Genomic DNA, 18,073 nt, shown 5'->3' with positions numbered 1-18,073 from the left:
CGGGAACTCGCCGGTGACCTGCCGGGAACTCCCCGTTGAGCTTCCCCTGACTTCAGGTCGACCTGCCCCGTCGTCCCTCGAGCTGCCCCCGTCCGCAGGACAGTCGGCGACTCGAGGGCGAGGATGGCGAAGCTCAACGGCGAGCTTGTGGCAACTCAACGGCGAGGATGGGGAAGCTCAACGGCGAGTTTCCGGCAACTCAACGCTGGGGACCCACAATGGGGCCATGGCCCGTGTCGCTCTCGTTCTCGGTTCCGGGGGTGCCCGCGGGTATGCCCACCTCGGCGCGGTCCAGGAGCTGCGCGAACGCGGTCACGAGATCGTCGCGGTCTCGGGTACGTCGATGGGTGCCGTCGTCGGCGGCTTGGTCGCCGCCGGGAAGGACGCCGATTTCACCGCCTGGGCCTCGACGCTGACCGGGCGTCGCGTGGTGCGCCTGGCCGACCCCACGTGGACCGGCGGCGGCGCCGCGACGGCGGAGAAGCTGATGGCCGCGCTCGACGAGATCGTCGGCGACGTTCTCATCGAGTCGCTGCCGATCCCGTTCACCGCGGTCGCGACCGACCTCGCCGCCCGCCGCGAGGTGTGGTTCCAGCGTGGGCCGCTCATTCCCGCGATGCGGGCCTCCTTCGCCATCCCCGGCCTGTTCACACCGGCCGTGGTCGACGGCCGGGTCCTCGTCGACGGCGGTCTGCTCAACCCGCTGCCCCTCGAGCCCACCGCGGCCGCGACCGCCGACTTCACCGTCGCCGTCTCCCTGCAGGGCCCGCGCGAGCCGCACGAGCCGACCTCCCCGGCGCGCGGCTTCTCGGTACGCCGCGCGGAGTGGGCGGCCGACTTGCGGCGCCGGTTCCGGCGCGGCGAGGAGGAGCTCACCGAGTCGCCCGAGGCGCCCGCGGAGGCGCCGCCGGCCGACGCGGTCGACGTACGCCCGGACGTGCGGACCGCCGAGGTGGTGTCGCTCGCCTTCGACGCGATGCAGAGCCTGATCACCCGCTACCGCCTGGCCACGCTGCCGCCCGACGTGCTCGTCACCGTCCCGCTCAGCGCCGCCCGGACCATCGACTTCCACCGCGCCGGGGAGCTGGTCGACCTCGGCCGGACGCTGACGAAGGCCGCCCTCGACGACGCCGGACGGTAGGCACCGGACCGTCGGTCCCGATGGCCACTGGCGCCCGACTATCCTCCGAGGCACACGACGAAGGAGGCCTCCGTGCCAGCTCTCGGGCCCCGTGCCCTGCGGATCCTCGGCACGGGCGCGGTGCTGCCCGACGAGGCCCTCACCAGCGCGGCGCTGGACGAGCGCCTCGGGCTCGCGCCCGGCACCGTCGAGGAGCGGACCGGCGTCCGGGTCCGGTACGTCGAGCGCGGCAGCGCCGCAGAGCTCGGGGCCCGCGCGGCCCGCAAGGCCCTCGCGGCGGCCGGCCTCGCCCTCGACGACATCGACGTGATCATCGGCGCGAGCGCCACCCCCGACCAGCCGCTGCCCTACAACGCCGCGCTGCTGCACGAGGAGCTCGCCCCCCAGCGGCCGATCGCGGCCTGGGACGTCAACGCGAGCTGCCTGAGCTTCCTGGTCGCGCTCGACCTCGCCGCCACCCTGGTCGACGCCGGCCGCCACGAGCGGATCCTCATCGTCTCCAGCGACCTGGCCTCCGTCGGCCTCGACTGGTCCGACCTCGGCGCGTCCGGGATCTTCGGCGACGGGGCCGCCGCGGCCGTCGTCGGGCCCGCCGGCCAGACCGGTTCGGCCGTGCTCGCCGCCGACTTCGCCACCTTCAGCGAGGGCGCCCACACCTGCGAGATCCGCGGGGGCGGCTCACGGTTCGCACCCGACCGGGTCGAGGGCGCGTACGCCGACTGGGGCCGGTTCCGGATGGAGGGCGGCGCGGTGTTCCGGCTGGCGATCAAGCACCTGCCGCCGTTCGTCGACCGGCTGCTGACCTCCGCCGGCACCACCATGGCGGACCTGCCGGTCGTCGTCCCCCACCAGGCCAGCCACCACGCGCTCGCGTGGGTGCAGCACCACTTCGGCATCGAGGAGGGACGCCTCGTGGACATCTACGCCGACCACGGCAACCAGGTCGGAGCCTCGCTGCCGTCGGCCCTGCACGCCGCGATCGAGTCCGGCCGGCTGCAGCGCGGCGACCACGCGCTCCTGCTCGGCACCGGAGCCGGGCTCAGCATGGGTGGGATCGTGCTGTGCTACTGACCGACCAGCCCGAGGTCACCTTCCACTGGCTGCGCGTCGGCCACTGCAAGGGCCCCGAGGCGATGGCCCGCCAGGGCGGGCGGCTGCGGATCATCGAGTTCCCCTCGTACGTCGGGGCGCTGCACCATCCCGAGCACGGCTGGACGCTGTTCGACACCGGCTACTCCCAGCACTTCCTGGACGCGACCAGCCGGCTCCCGGAGCTGCTCTACCGCAACACCCTGCCGGTGACGCTGCGCCCCGAGGAGCACCTGCCGCGCCAGCTCGCGGCGCTCGACATCGACCCAGGCGACGTACGCCGGATCGTGGTCTCGCACTTCCACGGCGACCACGTCGGTGGCCTGCTCGACCACCCGCGGGCCCGGATCATCGCGGGTGCCTCCGGAGCCGAGCACGCCCTGTCGCTGCGCGGCATCAACGCGGTGCGGCACGCGATCCTGCCTGCCCTGCTGCCCGGCGACCTGCGCGACCGCCTCGACCCGGTGGACGGCTTCGCACAGGTGAGTGTCGGCGGCCTGCGCACCTGGGACCTGCTCGGCGACCGCAGCCTCCTCGCCGTCGACCTGCCCGGCCACATGCCCGGCCACCTCGGCCTGCTGTTCACCTCCGGCGGCCGGCAGGTGCTCCTCGTCGGCGACGCCGCGTGGACCTCGCGCTCGTTCCGCGACCTCAGGCCGCCGTCCCGGCTGGCGAAGGGCGTCATGCACGACTGGGACTCGACGGTGCGCACCCTCGGCGTGCTGCACGCCCTCGACGCCGCCCACGACGACCTGCTGATCCTGCCGGCGCACTGCCCGGAGGGCCACGCGGCCTGGTCCACCGGGGCCTGAGGTGTCGGACGGTCAGGCGGCGGTGGCCGCCGCGTTCGCCCGCGAGCGCTGGCTCCTCCCCCGCCGGTACGACGCCGCGCGCGCCCGCGCGCTCGACCGGTTCCTCCGGGTGGAGCTGCCGAAGGCCCGGTTCTACGCGCCTTTCGCGGGTCGTCCGCTCTCCGAGCTGCCGGTCGTCGACAAGCAGACCGTGCTCGCCGACTTCGCCGCGTTCAACCGGCACGGCATCACGCTGGACCGGGCGCTCGCCGTCGCCGAGGCGGCCGAGCGGTCCCGCTCCTTCTCCGATCGGCTCCCCGGCGGGGTGACCGTCGGGCTGTCCTCGGGGACCTCCGGCACCCGCGGGGTCTTCCTGGTCTCGCAGTCGGAGAGCCGCCTGTGGGCAGGGATCCTGATGGGCCAGCTCATGTCCCCTCGCTCCCTTCGCGTGCTCGCGCGGCGGCCGCTGCGGATCGCCCTGTTCCTGCGCGCCAACAGCAACCTCTACGAGACCCTCGAGAGCCGCCGGGTCTCCTTCTCGTGGCACGACCTCACGCTGCCGGTGACGGCGCACCTGCCGTCGCTGCCCGGGACCGACGTGCTGGTCGCGCCGGCGAGCGTGCTCCGGCAGATCGCGGCGGCTCGCCCCGCGGGCCTGCGCCCGTTGCAGGTCGTCTCGGTCGCGGAGACCCTGGAGCCCGACGACGAGGCCGTCGTCCGGGAGGCGTTCGGGCGACCGGTCGAGCAGATCTACCAGGCCACCGAGGGCCTGCTCGCGGTCAGCTGCCCCGCCGGGCGGCTCCACCTCAACGAGGCGCACGTCCACATCGAGCCCGAGTGGATCGACCACCAGCGCTTCCACCCCGTCGTCACCGACTTCACCCGGACCACGCAGTACGTCGTGCGGCACCGGCTCGACGACGTCCTGCTCGCGGCTCCCGGCCCCTGCCCGTGCGGGCGGCCGGGTCGCTCCATCCACGCGGTGCTCGGCCGGGCCGACGATGTGCTCACCCTCGGCGACGTGCCCGTCTACCCCGACGTGCTGCGTCACACGGTCGCCCTGGCCGGGGACCTCGGCGACTACCGGATCGAGCAGCACGGCACCGAGTGGCGGCTGGCGACCACGACCGGTTCGTCAGGTGCGACGCAGCGGGTGGCCACGGAGATCGGGCGGCTGGCGCAGCGGTTGGGCACGACGGCACCGGCCGTCGTACCGATGGCGTGGCCGGTGCAGGCGCCCGACGCGAAGCGACGACGGATCAGGAAGGTGTCATGACCCACCCCGTGAAACTGCTGGTGACCGGTGCGTCCGGGTTCGTGGGCGGACGACTGTGGGAGCGGGCGACCGCGGCCGGGCACGAGGTGGTCGGGATCGGCCGGCGGAAGCTGGACCGGCCGGGCTACCTGAGCGTCGACCTCGGCGTCGTCGGGGCCGAGGACCTGCCCGAGCTGCCGTGGCGGCCGGACGCGGTGATCCACTGCGCAGCGCGGGCCACGCCGTACGCGCCCCGCAAGGCCTACGAGCGTGACAACGTGACCGCCACGCGGACGGTCGTCGACTGGTGCGCGCGCCTCGGCGCCCCGCGGCTGGTGCACGTCTCGTCGTCGTCGGTGCTCTACCGCGACGGCGACCAGCTCGACCTCACCGAGGACTCGCCGGTGCCGACGGAGTTCGCCAACGACTACGCCCGGACCAAGGCGGCCTCGGAGGGAATCGTCCGCACCTACGGCGGTTCGTGGGTGATCGCCCGTCCCCGCGCCGTCTTCGGCCCCGGCGACACGGTGCTCTTCCCCCGGATCATCGCGGCCGCGAAGGCAGGCCGGGTGCCGCGGTTGACCGGGCGGAGCACCCCGGCCGTGGGCGACCTGATCTACGTCGACAACCTCGCCGACTACCTGCTGCAGCTCGCCGGACGACCCGAGCTCGGCGGCGTCTACCACCTCACCAACGCCGAGCCGGTCGAGATCCAGGCGATGCTGCTCGACGTCATCGCCCGGCTCGGCTTCGCCCCGCCCACGCGGGAGGTCAGCCTCACGACCGCGATGCGCGCGGCCGGCGTGCTCGAGCGGGCCTGGCGGCTGCTGCGCCTCCCGGGCGAGCCGCCCATCACGCCGTACGGCGTCGGGGTGCTCTCGTGGTCCAAGACGTTCGTGCCCGACAAGATGCTGCGCGACCTCGGCCCGCCGGCGGTGCCGGTTGCGCAGGGGGTCGAGGAGTTCGTGGCCTGGCAGAAGGAGCGGCTGTGAGCCACTGGTTGCGCGGCGCCGCGGCGGGCTACCTCGCGCTGCAGGCCGGCAAGACCGTCGCTGCGCTGCGGGCCGCGTCGCGGGCACCCGCGGCGGTGGAGCCCGCTGACGAGGACGTCGCGCGGGTCGTCGTGGTCCAGCCGATCCTGTCCGGCGACCCGGGCCTCGAGGACGCGCTGCGCGACAACCTGCTCTCCCTGGCCGGAGCGCGGTTCGTGTGGCTGGTCGACGAGGACGACGCGGAGGGGCGGCGGGTGGTCGATCGAATCGTTCGATCGAACGGTTCGGGGGACATGTCGGCCGCAGACCTCCCCCTGACCGTTCGATCGAACGGTTCGGGGGACTCGGCACCCCGCATCGAGGTCCGGCTCTGCCCACCGGCGCCGGACGGCGTCAACCCCAAGCTCGCCAAGCTGCAGCCGGCGTTGGAGGACTGCGCCGACGACGAGGTGTTCCTCGTCCTCGACGACGACACCCGGCTGCCGCGCACCAGCCTGGGTGCACTGCTCGGCGGTCTCGACCGAGCCACGCTGGCGACCGGCCTGCCGGCGTACCTGCCCGGGAGGACGCCGTGGGCACGGCTCGTCGAGCAGTTCGTCGACAACAACGCGGCGTTGACCTACCTGCCGATGGCGCCGGTGACGATCAACGGGATGTGCTGGGCGATGCGGGTCGCGGACCTGCGGGCGGTCGGCGGGTTCACGCCGATCCTGCGCAACCTGACCGACGACCTCGCCGTGGCCGGCGCGGTGCAGCGCGGCGGCGGGACGATCTGCCAGACCGCGTCGCCGCAGTGGATCACCACGACCGTCGACTCTCCCGGCCACTACGTGCGGCTGCTGCACCGCTGGATGCTCTTCGCCGACCTGTTGCTGCGCCGCCAGCCGCTCGGCACCGTGGCCGCGATCAGCGTGCTGCACGGCACCCATCCCCCGCTGCTCTGGGCGGTGCTGGTCGGCTCGGCCCGGGCCCGCCGGCCCGGTCCGCTGGTGGCGCTGCTCGGCGGCCGGTGGCTGCTGCTGCAGGTCGTGCACCGCCGGGTCTACGGGCGTTCCCTGCACGCACCGCTGCCCTCGCTCGTGTCCGAGCTGGTCCAGCCGGCGCACCTCGGGCACGGCGCCGTGCAGCGCACCATCCGCTGGCGCACCCGCATCTACCGGGTGCGTGCCGACGACGACTTCTCCCCGGTGCGATGAGCCCGCGCCTGCAGGTGCTCCACCTGACCGGCCAGAGCGACCCGCGCTCGTGCGCGCTCTCGCCGGCCCAGCACGCCTTCCTCGACGGTCTCGCGCTGCCGGAGCAGGCGAAGGTCCGGCTCAACTTCCCGTACGACGCCCGGCTGGCGCCGTACCGCCCGGTGCCGCTGTGGCTGGGCAGCCTGCGCCACCTGGTGCTGTTCTGGCGGATCCGGCTGCTCGGCCGGCGGTGGGCGCGACGGCACCGGCCGACGGTCGAGGAGCAGCTGCGGGCCGCCGACCGGTCACTCGTGCTGGCCGGGTCGATCGGGCTGGACCTGCTGGGACGTCTCGACCTGCCCGGGGACGTGCTGGATCGGCTCACCGTCGTCGCCTACGGCGCCGTCGCCACCCGGCCGCCGGCCTGTCGCACGATCCGGGTCGGCAGCCGCGGCGACCACCTCGCGCGCTGGTGGCCGTACGACGTCGAGGTCGACGCCGGCCACCTCGACTACCTGGCCGCGCCGACGCTCGCCGAGCTGTGCGGCGACCTGGTGGCCGAGCTGGTGACGGAGCTGTGATGAGACGCGTCGACCTGGTCACACCACCGATGGCCGGCCACCTGCATCCGGTGCTGGGCGTCGCCGCCCGGCTCGCGGTCGAGCCGGGACTCGAGGTGCGGGTGATCAGCACGGCGGCCGCGCTGCCGGCGATCGCCGCGTCCGGCGTCACCGGCGTCGCCCTGCTCGAGGGCGCCGACGAGGTGATCGAGACCGTCGTGAACCCGCCGTACCGGATCGGGAGCAACCCGCGCCTGCTCTTCCGCCAGTTCCGCGCGGCACTCGCGCTGCAGGCGGACTTCCGCCGCGAGCTGCTCGCCGCCTGGTCTGCGCAGCGACCGGACCTGGTCATCGCGGACTTCACCATGGCCGCCGTCGGCACCGCCGCCGACGAGATCGGCGTGCCGTGGTGGACCACCCACCCCTCGCCGTGCGCGATCGAGGGTCGGGCCGGACCGCCGTCGTACCTCGGCGGGTGGCGGCCGGGTCGCTCGCGGGTCGGCCGGGCACGCGACGCCGTCGGGCGGTCGTGGGTGCGCGGGTTCAAGCGGCTCGCACCGCGGCTGGCCGGGGTCCGGCTGGCCGACGTCGGCGTCACCCGCCAGTACCGCCCGGACGGCTCGGAGACGATCTACTCCGCCGAGCGGGTGTTCGCCCTGACCCCGGCCTCGGTGGAGTACCCCCGGGCGCTGCCGTCGGCGGTGCGGTACGTCGGCCCGGTGCTGCACACCCCGCCCACGCCACTCGCCGCGCCGGTGCTCGACACCGGGCGGCGAGCAGTGCTGGTGACCGCAGGGACCCACCTGCCCTGGCACAAGAGCGACCTCGTGGCCGGCGCGGCTCGTGCGGCCGCAGCCCTGCCGGACGTCGAGGTGCACGTCAGCCTGGGCGGTTCGGGGCCGGTCGGTTCGGGGCCGGTCGGGGCGGTGCCGCCCGGCCTGGTGGTGCACGACTACGTCGACTACGCCCGCGACCTGCCGCGCTTCGCCGCGGTCGTCCACCACGGCGGTGCCGGCGTGCTCGGCCACACCCTCGCCGCCGGGCTGCCGTCGGTGGTGTGGCCGGTCGACTACGACCAGTTCGACCATGCGGTGCGCCTGGTGGACGCCGGGGTCGCGGTGCGGGTACGCCGGCCGGACGACCTCGCTGCTGCCCTGCGGCGGGTGCTCGACGAGCCGTCGTACCGCCTCCGGGCCGAGACGCTCGCCGCCGACATCGCCCGTGCGCCGGCCGTCGAGACCATCGCCGCCGAGGTACGCGTCCGGCTCCTCGGCCGCGCCGCGGGAGGTCGTGTGCCGGAAAGCCCGCAGTAGCGGGTTCTCAGGCACACGACCCCCGGAGCGAGGCAGGCGCCGGATCGGAGAGGATGGCCCCGTGGCAGCTGCGGACCCGACCGACCCTCGCGACCTCCTCCGTGCCGAGGAGCGGGCGCGTGAGCACGCCGAGTTCCGCTCGCTGCTCATCCCCTCGCGCGAGGTGCCGCGGTTCGAGTCGCTGACCGACACGGAGCCGGACGCGGAGGCGGATGCGGGCCCGGAGGCCGGGCCGGAGACCGAGGTGGACGAGCCCGTCGAGCCCGTCGAGGAGCTGCCCGACGACGAGCACGACGCCTTCCGCCGGGTCGTGGTGACCAAGCACGCGATCCCGCGCTTCGAGCCGCTCGAGGGCGCCGGCGAGTTCCCCGGCCTCGGCGACGAGGTCGTGCACCGCCGCCGCAGCCGGCGCCGCCGCTCCTCCGCGCCCGCACCGGCGGCCGTCACGCCCGAGCCCGCACCGGCTCCCGAGACCGAACCCGCACCGGCGGCCGAGACCGAGACCCCGCCCGCTGCTCGGCCCGCACCGGCCGCACCGGCGGTGCCGGCAGCACCGGCAGCACCGGCCACCGCACCCCGTCCGGGCGCGGACCGCCGGGAGACCTTCATCCTGGTCGCCGTGCTCGCGGTGCTGATCGTGCTCGCGGCGCTCTATGCCGCGGCCCAGCAGGCGGACCAGCCGTCCGACAGCGGCCTGCCTCAGGGCGCCAGTCGGGTCAGCTCCCAGCCGCTCGACGTCCGGGCGTAGCGCAGCCGGTCGTGCATCCGGCCGGCCCGGCCCTGCCAGAACTCGAAGGACGCCGGCTGGACGCGGTAGCCGCCCCAGCCCGGTGGCACCGGCACCTCACCGTCGGCGAAGCGCTCCTCGGCCTCGCGGTAGCGCCGGTCGAGCTCGGCCCGCCCGTCGACCACCTGCGACTGCGGCGAGGCCCAGGCGCCGACCTGCGCGCCGCGCGGGCGGGCGGCGAAGTAGGCCGCGACCTGCTCCTCGCCCAGCAGGTGGGCCGTGCCCTCGACCCGGACCTGCCGCTCCAGCGGGTGCCACGGGAACAGCAGCGAGCAGCGCGGCTCCGAGGCCAGCGCCGCGCCCTTGCGCGAGGCGGTGTTGGTGAAGAAGGTGAACCCGTCGTCCGGCCCGTCCGTCGTGACCCCCTTGAGCAGCACCATCCGCGCCGAGGGCGACCCGTCGGGGTCGACGGTCGCGACCACCATCGCGTTGGGCTCGTGCACGCCGGCGGCGGAGATCTCCTCGAACCAGTGCTGCCACAGCGGCCACGGCCCGGGCGGTGCGTCGGCCTCGACGAGCCCGATCTCGCCGTACTCCCGGCGGAGGGCGGCCAGATCGGGGTGGGCGGTCAGGTCGGAGGCCATGGGACCACCTTAGGGACCGCCGCTGCGGGCGGTGGGGCAGAATGCCGGGTGGCCCGCGGATCGTCCGGCACGGAGCGTCCGCACCGTCCAACGAAGGAGTTCGCCGATGCCTGAGGTACACCACGGACTGGAGGGCGTCGTCGCCTTCGAGACCCAGATCGCGGAGCCCGACAAGGAAGGCTCAGCGCTGCGCTACCGCGGTGTCGACATCGAGGACCTGGCCGGCCGGGTTCCGTTCGAGAACGTCTGGGGCCTGCTCATCGACGGCTCCTTCACCCCCGGGCTGCCGCCGGCCGAGGCGTTCAGCCTCCCGGTCCACACCGGCGACGTCCGCGTCGACGTCCAGGCCGCGATCGCGATGCTCGCGCCCGCCTTCGGCTTCGGCCAGACCTACGACATCACCGACGAGCAGGCCCGTGAGGACCTCGCCCGGGTGGCCGTGATGGTCCTGTCGTACGCCGGCCAGTCGGCGCGCGACATCCACCTGCCCGTCGTACCCCAGCGGGCGGTCGACGAGGGCAAGACCCTCGCCGAGAAGTTCCTCATCCGCTGGCGCGGCGAGGCCGACCCGAAGCACGCCCACGCGATCGACGCGTACTGGTCCTCGGCGGCCGAGCACGGCATGAACGCCTCCACCTTCACCGCCCGCGTCATCACCTCGACCGGCGCCGACGTCGCGGCCGCCTTCTCCGGCGCGATCGGCGCGATGAGCGGCCCGCTCCACGGCGGCGCCCCGTCCCGCGTGCTGCACATGATCGAGGAGGTCGAGAAGTCCGGCGACGCCGAGGCCTACGTCAAGAACCTGCTCGACTCCGGCGAGCGCCTGATGGGCTTCGGCCACCGCGTCTACCGCGCCGAGGACCCGCGCGCCCGGGTGCTGCGCCGTACCGCGCGCGAGCTCGACGCGCCCCGCTACGAGGTCGCCGAGGCCCTGGAGAAGGCCGCCCTCGCCGAGCTCCGGGCCCGCCGCCCCGACCGCGTCTTGGAGACCAACGTCGAGTTCTGGGCCGCGATCGTCCTCGACTTCGCCGAGGTCCCGGCCAACATGTTCACCTCGATGTTCACCTGCGCCCGCACCGGCGGCTGGTCGGCCCACATCCTCGAGCAGAAGCGGACCGGGCGCCTGATCCGCCCCTCGGCGGTCTACACCGGCCCCGCCACCCGCCCCGCCAGCGCCATCGAGGGCTGGAACCCCGTCTGGGCGGAGTGATCCTCCCCCCGATCTGAACCGCGCCCCATGCGCATTGGTCGAAGAAACGACGGATGCACGACCGATCCGCATGGGGTGCGATCAGCGACCGACCCGCCCGGCGTACCAGGACAGCTTGCCGCGCGAGGCGGCACGGGTGAGCGAGATGTGCACGTGGTCGCGGTGCCGCAGCGTCCGCGAGCACTCACGCCGCGTCGGGCAGCCCGTGCTCAGGTACGGCGCCGGGGCGAACCGGCGCCACGACGCCCACGAGGTGTCGTCCCAGATCACGTACATGACGCCCATCCGGCGGGCCAGCGCGGCGGGGTTGCCGGCGGCGTCGGGCGCGAACAGCGCGGCCAGGAGGCGCCGGACCCGGCGCCGGTCCGCCCGGCTCCGCACGTCGACCGCCCAGTCGAACGCCCGCCCCTCGGCGTGCTCCGAGGGGGTGGCACCACAGGCCCGGGAGATGCCGCCGAAGCCGCCGCCGAAGCGGCGCACCGTCCACCGCGCGACCAGGCGGGTCCCGGTCCGGTCGTGGGGCGCGCAGCGAGTGGGCGGCTCGTAGGGCGCGTAGTCCTCGATCGGGGCGTTGTCGGCGACGGCGCCGGAGGCGGGCAGCAGTGTCAGCGCCGTGGCCACCAGGGCCGCGGCGAGCAGGGCGCGCACGACGGACATGCCGGTCCATCGGCGCGCGACCGGGCGAGCTGAGGGTCAGGACGGGACGCCGATCTGCTCGAGGAAGGCCGCGGCCGCCGGCGAGGGGCCGAACGGGCTCCACACGACGTGCTCGGTGCGGACCGGCGCCCTCGTCACCGGTACGGCGACCAGGCCGGGCAGCTGCTCCACGAACGCCGACGCCAGCAGGGCCACCGCGAGCCCGGCCCGCAGCAGCCGAGCCATCAGCAGCATGTCGGTGGTCTCGAAGCTGACCTCGCGGCGCAGCCCGGCGTCGGCGAAGGCGCTGTCGGACTGCAGTCGGCCGGTCGTGCCGGCCGGGAAGTCGACGAAGGCCTCGCCGGCCAGCCGGGCGAGGGTCAAGCGCGACCTCCCGGCCAGCGGGTGACCGGGCGCCATCACGGCCCGGTGGCGGTCGCGGGCGAGCAAGCGCCCAGCGACACCGGTGAGCTCCCACCCGTCGGGCAGCCCGAGGAACGCCAGGTCCAACGCACCGTCGGCCACCTGCTGCACGTGGGTGTCGCTGTTGCCGCTGGTCAGCCGCACCTGCACGTCCGGGTAGCGCTCGCGGAAGGTCCGCAACGTCTCCGGTACGTCGAGCGCCGCCACCGTCGGGATGACACCGATCGACAGCGGCCCCCGCACCACGCCGGTCGCGGCGGCGACCTCGGCGCGGGCCCGGTCCGCGGCGTCGAGGCACTGCCGGGCGATCGGCAGGAACGCCTGTCCCGCGGGGCTGAGCCGGACCTGGCGGCTGGTGCGGTGGAACAGCCGGGTGCCGAGCTCCTGCTCCAGCCGGGCCACCTGGTGGCTCAGCGCGGACTGCACCACGAAGCAGGCCGCCGCGGCGCGGGTGAAGCTGCCGTGCTCGGCGATCGCCACGACGTACCTCATCTGCTGCAGTTCCACAGATCCATCTTGATTCAAGATCAATCTGATGAAAAGCATGTGTTGGACTCATTGATCGACCCGGCGGACCCTGGACGCATGTCCACCACGCTCGACCGCCCGGCGCCCCGGGCGACCACCGCCAGCACGAGCACCGGCACGGCCGGGCTCACCGCCCTCACCGCCCTCGCCCCGGCGGTCTGGGGCACGACGTACCTGGTCACGACCGAGCTGCTGCCGCCCGGCCATCCGCTGTTCGCCGGCCTGCTGCGCTCGCTGCCCGCCGGACTGCTCCTCCTGGCGGTCTTCCGCCGGCTCCCCCACGGCGCGTGGTGGTGGCGCTCGCTCGCTCTCGGCACGCTCAACATCGGCGCGTTCTTCCCCCTGCTCTTCATCGCCGCCGAGCGCCTGCCCGGCGGCGTGGCGGCGACGGTCGGCGCGGTCCAGCCGCTCCTGGTGATCGCCCTGGCGCTCCCGCTGCTGGGCGAGCACCCGACGGCCGCACGTGTCGGCTGGGCGGTGGCCGGCGTCGGTGGCGTCGCGCTCGTGGTGCTCGGCCCCGATGCCGCCCTCGACCCGGTCGGACTGCTGGCCGGGCTCGGCGGCGCGCTGTCGATGGCCACCGGCGTCGTCCTGACCCGCCGTTGGGGCCGCCCGGAGGGCGTCGGCTCCGGCGTCCTGGTGAGCTGGCTGCTGACGGCCGGCGGCCTGGCCCTGCTGCCGGCGACCTTCCTCGCCGAGGGTGCGCCGCCCGCGATCGACGCCCCCGCGGCCGCCGGCTACCTGTGGCTCGGTGCGATCGGCGGGCTGGCGGCCTACCTGCTGTGGTTCCGCGGCCTGGGCTCGCTGCCCGTCGTCGCGACCGCGCTCCTCGGCCTGCTCTCCCCCGTCGTGGCGGCCGCGCTCGGCTGGCTGGTCCTCGACGAGGCGCTGCGGCCGGTGCAGCTCGCCGGGTTCGCGCTCGCCCTGGCCGCGATCCTCGGCGGCCAGCTCACCCGACGCTGACCGGTCGGGCTCAGCGCACCACGTGGTCGAGCAGGTCGCCGGTGGCCGACGCGGCGAGGGCCGGGTCGCCGGCGCGGACCGCGGCGAGCACCGCGTCGTGCTCGGCGGCGAGCAGGTCGGCGTCGTCCGGCAGCTCGATGCTGGCGCGCAGGGTCCCGACGAGGCCGTCGTAGAGCTCGACGAGCAGGGGGTTGTGGGCCGCCGCGACGACGGCGCAGTGGAAGGCGACGTCAGCGTCGACGAACGCGGGCCCGTCACCCGCGCCGAGGGCCTCGCGCCGGCGGGTCATGATCGCGTCCAGCTCCGCCAGGTCGGCGGCGGTACGGCGCTCCGCGGCCAACGCCGCGGCCCGGACCTCGATCGCGTGCCGGACCTCCAGCAGGTGGGCGATGTCGACCCGGTCGAGCTGTTTGCGCATCAGCGCCTGCATGTCGGTCATGGCGGCGACGTAGGTGCCGTCGCCGCGCCGCACCTGGAGCAGCCCGAGGTGGGCGAGCGCCTTGACGGCCTCGCGCACGGTGTTGCGGCTGACGCCGAGGGCGGAGGCGAGGGCCGGCTCGGGCGGGATCCGGGTGCCGACCTCCCACTCGCCGCTCTCGAGCAGCGCACGCATCCCCGCGATGGCCTGGTCGACCAGCGAGGCGGGGGTGGTGGGGACGAGCGGCATGGAGCTCCTTCGAGCGATATTGGTCCAATGATCGGATGTCTGCGTATTCTAGCGGGATGTCCGCCTCGGTCCATGATGCCGCCGCCGAGCCGTCACCCGCAGCCACGACAGCAGCCACGACCGCAGCCACGACCGCAGCGAGCGGCGGCGGCCGCGCTGGCGCAGGCCTGGTGATCGCCGTCCTGCTGGTCGCGTTCAACCTCCGTCTCGCGATCACCTCGCTCGGCGCACTGCTCGACCACCTCGGCGACCTCGGCGTCTCCGCGGCCGCCCAGGGCGTGCTGACCTCGGTCCCGGTCCTGTGCTTCGCCGCCGTCGGTGCGACCGCGATGGCCCTCACCCGGCGCATCGGCGTCGACCGCGGACTGATCGTCGCCCTCGGCCTGATCGCGGCCGGCCTCGCGCTCCGGGTCCTCGACGGCACGCCCGCGCTGGTCGCCGGCACCGCGGTCGCCTGCTCCGGCATCGCGCTCGGCAACGTCCTCATCCCCGCGATCGTCAAGGAGCACTTCCCCCACCGGATCGGCACCATGACCGGCGCCTACTCCGCCGTGCTCTCCCTCGGCTCGGCCGTCGGCGCGGCCGCCACGGTCCCGATCGCCGACGCCGCCGGCTCCTGGCGGGCGGGGCTCGGCGTGTGGGCGCTGGCTGCCGTCGCCGCCGGGGTCGCCTGGGCGCCGTACTGCCGGCGGCGCGACCCGCAACGCGCGCAGGTCCGCGGCGCCTCGCTGTGGCGCAGCCCGATCGCGTGGGCGGTCACCCTGCTGTTCGCGACCCAGTCGCTCAACGCCTACGTGATGATGAGCTGGCTCCCGAGCGTGTACGCCGACGCCGGGTTCAGCGACGCGAAGGCCGGCCTGCTGCTGGCGACGAGCATCGTGATCGGCCTGCCCTTCTTCTTCGTCGCGCCGGTGGTCGCGGTGCGGTTGCGCCATCGGGGCCACCTGGTCCTCGCGCTGACCACGCTGACCGCGCTCGGCTGGGTGGGCCTGTGGGTCGCCCCGGCCGGCGGCGCCTGGCTGTGGGCCGCACTGCTGGGGGCGGGCGGCGCGGTCTTCCCGGTGGCACTGGCCCTGTTCGCGCTGCGCACGTCGTCGGCCACCGACACGGCCTCGCTCTCGATGATGGCGCAGAGCGTCGGCTACCTGCTCGCCGCGGGTGGTCCGTTCCTGGTCGGCGTCCTCCACGACGCGTCGGGCAGCTGGGCGGCCGCCTTCGCCCTGCTCCTCGCCACCGCGGCCGTCCAGGTCGTCGTCGGGTACGTCGCCGGTCGGCCGGGCAAGATCGCCACCGCCCGCTTGTAACTAAGTGTTACACCACGGATATCCACAACATGAGCCCCATGCGCCCCAAATCGGGTACGTAACACTTAGTTACAAGCGGGCGAGCGCCGCGACGAGCACCTCGAGCGCCCGGTCCAGCTCGTCGTCGCTCGGCCCACCGAAACCGACGACCAGGCCGCTGAGCCGCGCCGTGCGGCAGTAGTCGCGCAGCAGGTTGACCCGGAACCCCGCTTCCTCCGCGGCCGCCCGCACCCGCACGGCGCGGGCGTGGGGCAGCAGCCAGGTGGAGTACATGCCGGCGACCGGGCCCGCCAGCTCGGCGTACGGCGACAGCGCGGCGACCACGCGCGGCGCCCGCTCCGCGTAGACCCGGCGCGCGGAGCGGACCACGGCCTCGACGTACCCGTCGCGCAGGAGCGTCACCAGCGCCCGCTGCACCGGCCACGGCGGCGCGTCGTGGGTGAGCGCCCGGTGCGCGTCGTAGGCGTCGAGCAGCCGGTCGGGGACGACCGACCAGCCCAGCCGCAGCGACGGCAGGATCGCCTTCGACGCGGTGCCGAGGTAGGCGACCCGCTCGCGGTCGAGGGACGCGAGCGCGGGCACCGGCGCGACGTCGTAGCGGAACTCGGAGTCGTAGTCGTCCTCGACGACGATCGCGTCGTCGCGGCGGGCGGTGGCGAGCAGGCCGAGCCGGTCGGCGGCGGGCATCACCCGGCCGAGCGGGTGCTGGTGGGCGGGCGTCACGTACGCCGCGCTGCAGCCTGCGAGGTCGGTGACCGGCTCGAGCGCCGGCAGGTCACGGACCTCGCGCCCGGACTCGCGCACCGTCGCGACCGCGGCGCGGTAGCCGGGGTCCTCGACCGCCACCGCTTCCCGGGGCAGGACGGCGAGCAGGTGCCGCAGCCCCGCTCCCGTGCCGCCGGTGAGCCGCACCTGCTCGGCGTCGACGGCCAGCCCGCGAGTGCGGCCGAGTCGCTCGGCCAGCAGCGCGCGCAGCTCGGGCAGGCCGCGCGGGTCGTCGTACCCCTGCGGCGCGGTGGCGACCGACACCTCCCGCCAGGCCCGCCGCCACACCGCCCGGTGCTTCGGGTCGATCCACGGCGTCCCGGCGTCGAGCATGACCAGCGGCCGCTCCACCACCGGAGTACGCCGGCGGCGGGTCGCCGCAGGCGGCCCGGACGCGCCGCCGGCGACCCAGGTCCCGGAGCCCTGGCGGGCCTCCAGCCAGCCCTCGGCGAGGAGCTGGTCGAAGGCCTGCTCGACGACCGAGCGGGACACGCCCAGGTCGGCGGCGAGCCGGCGGGTGGCGGGCATCCGGTCGCCGCGGGCGAGGGCGCCGCCGAGTACCAGCCGGCGGACCTGGTCGGCGAGCTGGGTGCCGAGCGGACGCGGGTCGGTGCGGTCGAGGCGAACGGGCAGCATCAGGAAATGGCCTGTCGAACTGGCGGGAAACTGGCCCGTGCGAACAGGCCACTTGGCGCCTCACCCTAGACCCATGAGCGTTGTCATGGAGCCCACCGACCGCACCCGGATCCGCCGCGGCCGCCACCGCGCGGTCGCCGACCGGAGTGACCTGCTGGCGCTGCTGGACGACGCCCTCGTCGCCCACCTCGGCGTCGTCGTCGGCGACCACCCGGTGGTGCTCCCGACGGCGTTCGCGGTCGACGCCGACGGGCCCGACGAGGGCGGCACCCTCTACGTCCACGGCTCGGTCGCCGCCCGGTGGCTGCACGAGTCCGCCGGCGCCACGGTCTGCGTCACCGTCACCGAGCTCGACGGACTGGTGGCCGGGCGCTCGACCTTCCACCACTCGATGAACTACCGCTCGGCCGTCGTCATCGGCCGGGCCCGGGTGGTCGAGGAACCCGCCGAGCGCCAGCACGCGCTCGACCTGATCGTCGACCACATGATCCCGGGTCGGGCCGCGACGCTGCGCCCGAGCACCCGCAAGGAGCTGGCCGCCACCGCCGTGCTCGCCGTCCCCCTCACCGAGGCGTCGATGAAGGCGCGCGCCGGCGGCCCGGTCGACGAGCCTGCGGACGTGGCGGCCGGCGTCTGGGGCGGGCACGTCCCGGTCCGCCGGGTCATCGACGCGCCGGTGCCCGCGAACGACAACCCGGCCGGGCTCGACGTACCGCCCGACGTCAGGTCCCGCGCGAGCTGACCGGAGCCGAGGCTCGTCGACGGGACGTCAGAGCAGCTTGGCGAAGCACCGCGACAGCGGCGAGTCCCGGTAGAACCCGAAGCCGGGGATCTCCTCGTAGCCCGCAGCGCGGTAGAGCCCGATCGCCTCGGGCTGGCGCAGGCCGGTCTCGAGCACGGCCAGGTCGTGACCGGCCGTGCGGGCGGAGTCCTCGAGCGCGGCCAGCACCGCGCGGGCGAACCCCCGGCCGCGCTGCTCGCCCACCACGAACATCCGCTTGACCTCGACCGCACTGGTGCCGCCGAGCACCTGCACCGCCGAGCGGCGCCAGGCGCCGGTGGCGACGGGCGTCCCGGCTGCGTCGTACCCGACGAGGAACAGGCCCTCGGGGAGGTCGAAGAGCGCCGGGTCCACCGGGCTCTCGTCGGGCGAGCCGTAGCGCTCGACGTACTCCTGCTGGACGCGGGCGACGAGGCCCGCGGCATCCGGGTGGAGGTAGCCGACGGCGCGCAGTTCGAGGGAGGCTTGCATGA

The 18,073-nt window shown here is 74.8% G+C and carries 19 protein-coding genes; 13 read left to right on the top strand and 6 right to left on the bottom strand.

Going from position 1 to position 18,073, the window contains the following annotated elements:
- The first annotated feature begins 226 nt into the window (after positions 1-226).
- From KU893_RS08495 to KU893_RS08455, 9 genes are all read left to right on the top strand, one after another.
- A complete protein-coding gene (locus KU893_RS08495; protein ID WP_218233913.1) occupies positions 227-1,141 on the top strand; it encodes a patatin-like phospholipase family protein in 915 nt (304 codons plus the stop codon).
- Between the two features lie 72 nt (positions 1,142-1,213).
- The gene (locus tag KU893_RS22670) at positions 1,214-2,212 is read left to right on the top strand and encodes a 3-oxoacyl-[acyl-carrier-protein] synthase III C-terminal domain-containing protein (protein ID WP_218233912.1); all 999 of its coding nucleotides are present in this window, start codon (positions 1,214-1,216) and stop codon (positions 2,210-2,212) included.
- Positions 2,203-3,042 (top strand): MBL fold metallo-hydrolase, encoded by an 840-nt coding sequence (locus KU893_RS08485; protein ID WP_218233911.1) that lies wholly within the window; start codon positions 2,203-2,205, stop codon positions 3,040-3,042. The genes KU893_RS22670 and KU893_RS08485 overlap by 10 nt, the downstream gene beginning before the upstream one ends.
- Position 3,043: 1 nt before the next feature.
- On the top strand, positions 3,044-4,297 hold the full coding sequence (locus KU893_RS08480) for a F390 synthetase-related protein (RefSeq protein ID WP_218233910.1): 1,254 nt from the start codon (positions 3,044-3,046) through the stop codon (positions 4,295-4,297).
- The gene (locus tag KU893_RS08475; protein ID WP_218233909.1) at positions 4,294-5,268 is read left to right on the top strand and encodes an NAD-dependent epimerase/dehydratase family protein; all 975 of its coding nucleotides are present in this window, start codon (positions 4,294-4,296) and stop codon (positions 5,266-5,268) included. Before KU893_RS08480 ends, KU893_RS08475 begins: the two co-directional genes overlap by 4 nt.
- The gene (locus KU893_RS08470; RefSeq protein WP_218233908.1) at positions 5,265-6,464 is read left to right on the top strand and encodes a glycosyltransferase; all 1,200 of its coding nucleotides are present in this window, start codon (positions 5,265-5,267) and stop codon (positions 6,462-6,464) included. The genes KU893_RS08475 and KU893_RS08470 overlap by 4 nt, the downstream gene beginning before the upstream one ends.
- Positions 6,461-7,024 carry a hypothetical protein gene (locus tag KU893_RS08465; protein WP_218233907.1) on the top strand — a complete coding sequence of 188 codons (564 nt, stop codon included), beginning with the start codon at positions 6,461-6,463 and terminating at the stop codon, positions 7,022-7,024. Before KU893_RS08470 ends, KU893_RS08465 begins: the two co-directional genes overlap by 4 nt.
- Positions 7,024-8,316, top strand: a complete 1,293-nt coding sequence (locus KU893_RS08460) for a glycosyltransferase (RefSeq protein ID WP_218233906.1) — start codon at positions 7,024-7,026, stop codon at positions 8,314-8,316. The genes KU893_RS08465 and KU893_RS08460 overlap by 1 nt, the downstream gene beginning before the upstream one ends.
- 61 nt (positions 8,317-8,377) lie before the next feature.
- Entirely contained in the window at positions 8,378-9,064 is a 687-nt protein-coding gene (locus KU893_RS08455; protein WP_218233905.1) for a hypothetical protein, read from the top strand.
- On the opposite strand, the gene pdxH is transcribed toward KU893_RS08455, so the two are convergent.
- Complete coding sequence (gene pdxH / locus KU893_RS08450; RefSeq protein ID WP_218233904.1) at positions 9,016-9,687, bottom strand: pyridoxamine 5'-phosphate oxidase; 672 nt, start codon at positions 9,685-9,687, stop codon at positions 9,016-9,018. The genes KU893_RS08455 and pdxH overlap by 49 nt on opposite strands.
- Before the next feature lie 106 nt (positions 9,688-9,793).
- Between pdxH and KU893_RS08445 the strand changes: the two genes are divergently transcribed.
- Positions 9,794-10,897 carry a citrate synthase 2 gene (locus KU893_RS08445; protein WP_218233903.1) on the top strand — a complete coding sequence of 368 codons (1,104 nt, stop codon included), beginning with the start codon at positions 9,794-9,796 and terminating at the stop codon, positions 10,895-10,897.
- An 81-nt stretch (positions 10,898-10,978) separates the two neighbouring features.
- Here KU893_RS08445 and KU893_RS08440 read toward each other — a convergent pair whose 3' ends face one another.
- On the bottom strand, positions 10,979-11,554 hold the full coding sequence (locus KU893_RS08440; protein WP_218233902.1) for a VldE C-terminal domain-containing protein: 576 nt from the start codon (positions 11,552-11,554) through the stop codon (positions 10,979-10,981).
- 36 nt (positions 11,555-11,590) lie between these two features.
- Positions 11,591-12,463 (bottom strand): LysR family transcriptional regulator, encoded by an 873-nt coding sequence (locus tag KU893_RS08435; RefSeq protein ID WP_257440751.1) that lies wholly within the window; start codon positions 12,461-12,463, stop codon positions 11,591-11,593.
- Positions 12,464-12,541: 78 nt separating this feature from the next.
- Between KU893_RS08435 and KU893_RS08430 the strand changes: the two genes are divergently transcribed.
- The gene (locus KU893_RS08430; RefSeq protein WP_218233900.1) at positions 12,542-13,447 is read left to right on the top strand and encodes an EamA family transporter; all 906 of its coding nucleotides are present in this window, start codon (positions 12,542-12,544) and stop codon (positions 13,445-13,447) included.
- 10 nt (positions 13,448-13,457) lie between these two features.
- Here the strand turns inward: KU893_RS08430 and KU893_RS08425 are convergent, their stop codons facing one another.
- Complete coding sequence (locus tag KU893_RS08425) at positions 13,458-14,114, bottom strand: FadR/GntR family transcriptional regulator (protein ID WP_218233899.1); 657 nt, start codon at positions 14,112-14,114, stop codon at positions 13,458-13,460.
- 56 nt (positions 14,115-14,170) lie between these two features.
- Between KU893_RS08425 and KU893_RS08420 the strand changes: the two genes are divergently transcribed.
- The gene (locus KU893_RS08420) at positions 14,171-15,418 is read left to right on the top strand and encodes a CynX/NimT family MFS transporter (protein WP_218233898.1); all 1,248 of its coding nucleotides are present in this window, start codon (positions 14,171-14,173) and stop codon (positions 15,416-15,418) included.
- Between the two features lie 69 nt (positions 15,419-15,487).
- Here the strand turns inward: KU893_RS08420 and pdxR are convergent, their stop codons facing one another.
- On the bottom strand, positions 15,488-16,819 hold the full coding sequence (gene pdxR / locus KU893_RS08415) for a MocR-like pyridoxine biosynthesis transcription factor PdxR (protein WP_218233897.1): 1,332 nt from the start codon (positions 16,817-16,819) through the stop codon (positions 15,488-15,490).
- A gap of 73 nt (positions 16,820-16,892) precedes the next feature.
- Between pdxR and KU893_RS08410 the strand changes: the two genes are divergently transcribed.
- Positions 16,893-17,561, top strand: coding sequence for a pyridoxamine 5'-phosphate oxidase family protein (locus KU893_RS08410; protein WP_218233896.1), 669 nt, complete (start codon positions 16,893-16,895; stop codon positions 17,559-17,561).
- A gap of 27 nt (positions 17,562-17,588) precedes the next feature.
- Here the strand turns inward: KU893_RS08410 and KU893_RS08405 are convergent, their stop codons facing one another.
- Positions 17,589-18,071: a GNAT family N-acetyltransferase gene (locus KU893_RS08405; RefSeq protein ID WP_218233895.1), complete on the bottom strand. Its 483-nt coding sequence runs from the start codon at positions 18,069-18,071 to the stop codon at positions 17,589-17,591.
- Positions 18,072-18,073: the final 2 nt, after the last annotated feature.

It is taken from the genome of Nocardioides daeguensis (genome assembly GCF_019192965.1).
Classification (GTDB): domain Bacteria; phylum Actinomycetota; class Actinomycetes; order Propionibacteriales; family Nocardioidaceae; genus Nocardioides; species Nocardioides daeguensis.
The sequence above is the reverse complement of the archived record's forward strand: the minus strand, read 5'-3'. Positions and strand labels throughout refer to the sequence as shown.

Coding starts and splice junctions, on each gene's coding strand:
- KU893_RS08405 (WP_218233895.1), bottom strand. CDS start 18,071: ATGCAAGCCTCCCTCGAACTGCGCGCCGTCGGCTACCTCCACCCGGAT.
- KU893_RS08445 (WP_218233903.1), top strand. CDS start 9,794: ATGCCTGAGGTACACCACGGACTGGAGGGCGTCGTCGCCTTCGAGACC.
- KU893_RS08440 (WP_218233902.1), bottom strand. CDS start 11,554: ATGTCCGTCGTGCGCGCCCTGCTCGCCGCGGCCCTGGTGGCCACGGCG.
- pdxH (WP_218233904.1), bottom strand. CDS start 9,687: ATGGCCTCCGACCTGACCGCCCACCCCGATCTGGCCGCCCTCCGCCGG.
- KU893_RS08420 (WP_218233898.1), top strand. CDS start 14,171: ATGTCCGCCTCGGTCCATGATGCCGCCGCCGAGCCGTCACCCGCAGCC.
- pdxR (WP_218233897.1), bottom strand. CDS start 16,819: ATGCTGCCCGTTCGCCTCGACCGCACCGACCCGCGTCCGCTCGGCACC.
- KU893_RS08475 (WP_218233909.1), top strand. CDS start 4,294: ATGACCCACCCCGTGAAACTGCTGGTGACCGGTGCGTCCGGGTTCGTG.
- KU893_RS08495 (WP_218233913.1), top strand. CDS start 227: ATGGCCCGTGTCGCTCTCGTTCTCGGTTCCGGGGGTGCCCGCGGGTAT.
- KU893_RS08430 (WP_218233900.1), top strand. CDS start 12,542: ATGTCCACCACGCTCGACCGCCCGGCGCCCCGGGCGACCACCGCCAGC.
- KU893_RS08465 (WP_218233907.1), top strand. CDS start 6,461: ATGAGCCCGCGCCTGCAGGTGCTCCACCTGACCGGCCAGAGCGACCCG.
- KU893_RS08460 (WP_218233906.1), top strand. CDS start 7,024: ATGAGACGCGTCGACCTGGTCACACCACCGATGGCCGGCCACCTGCAT.
- KU893_RS08410 (WP_218233896.1), top strand. CDS start 16,893: ATGAGCGTTGTCATGGAGCCCACCGACCGCACCCGGATCCGCCGCGGC.
- KU893_RS08425 (WP_218233899.1), bottom strand. CDS start 14,114: ATGCCGCTCGTCCCCACCACCCCCGCCTCGCTGGTCGACCAGGCCATC.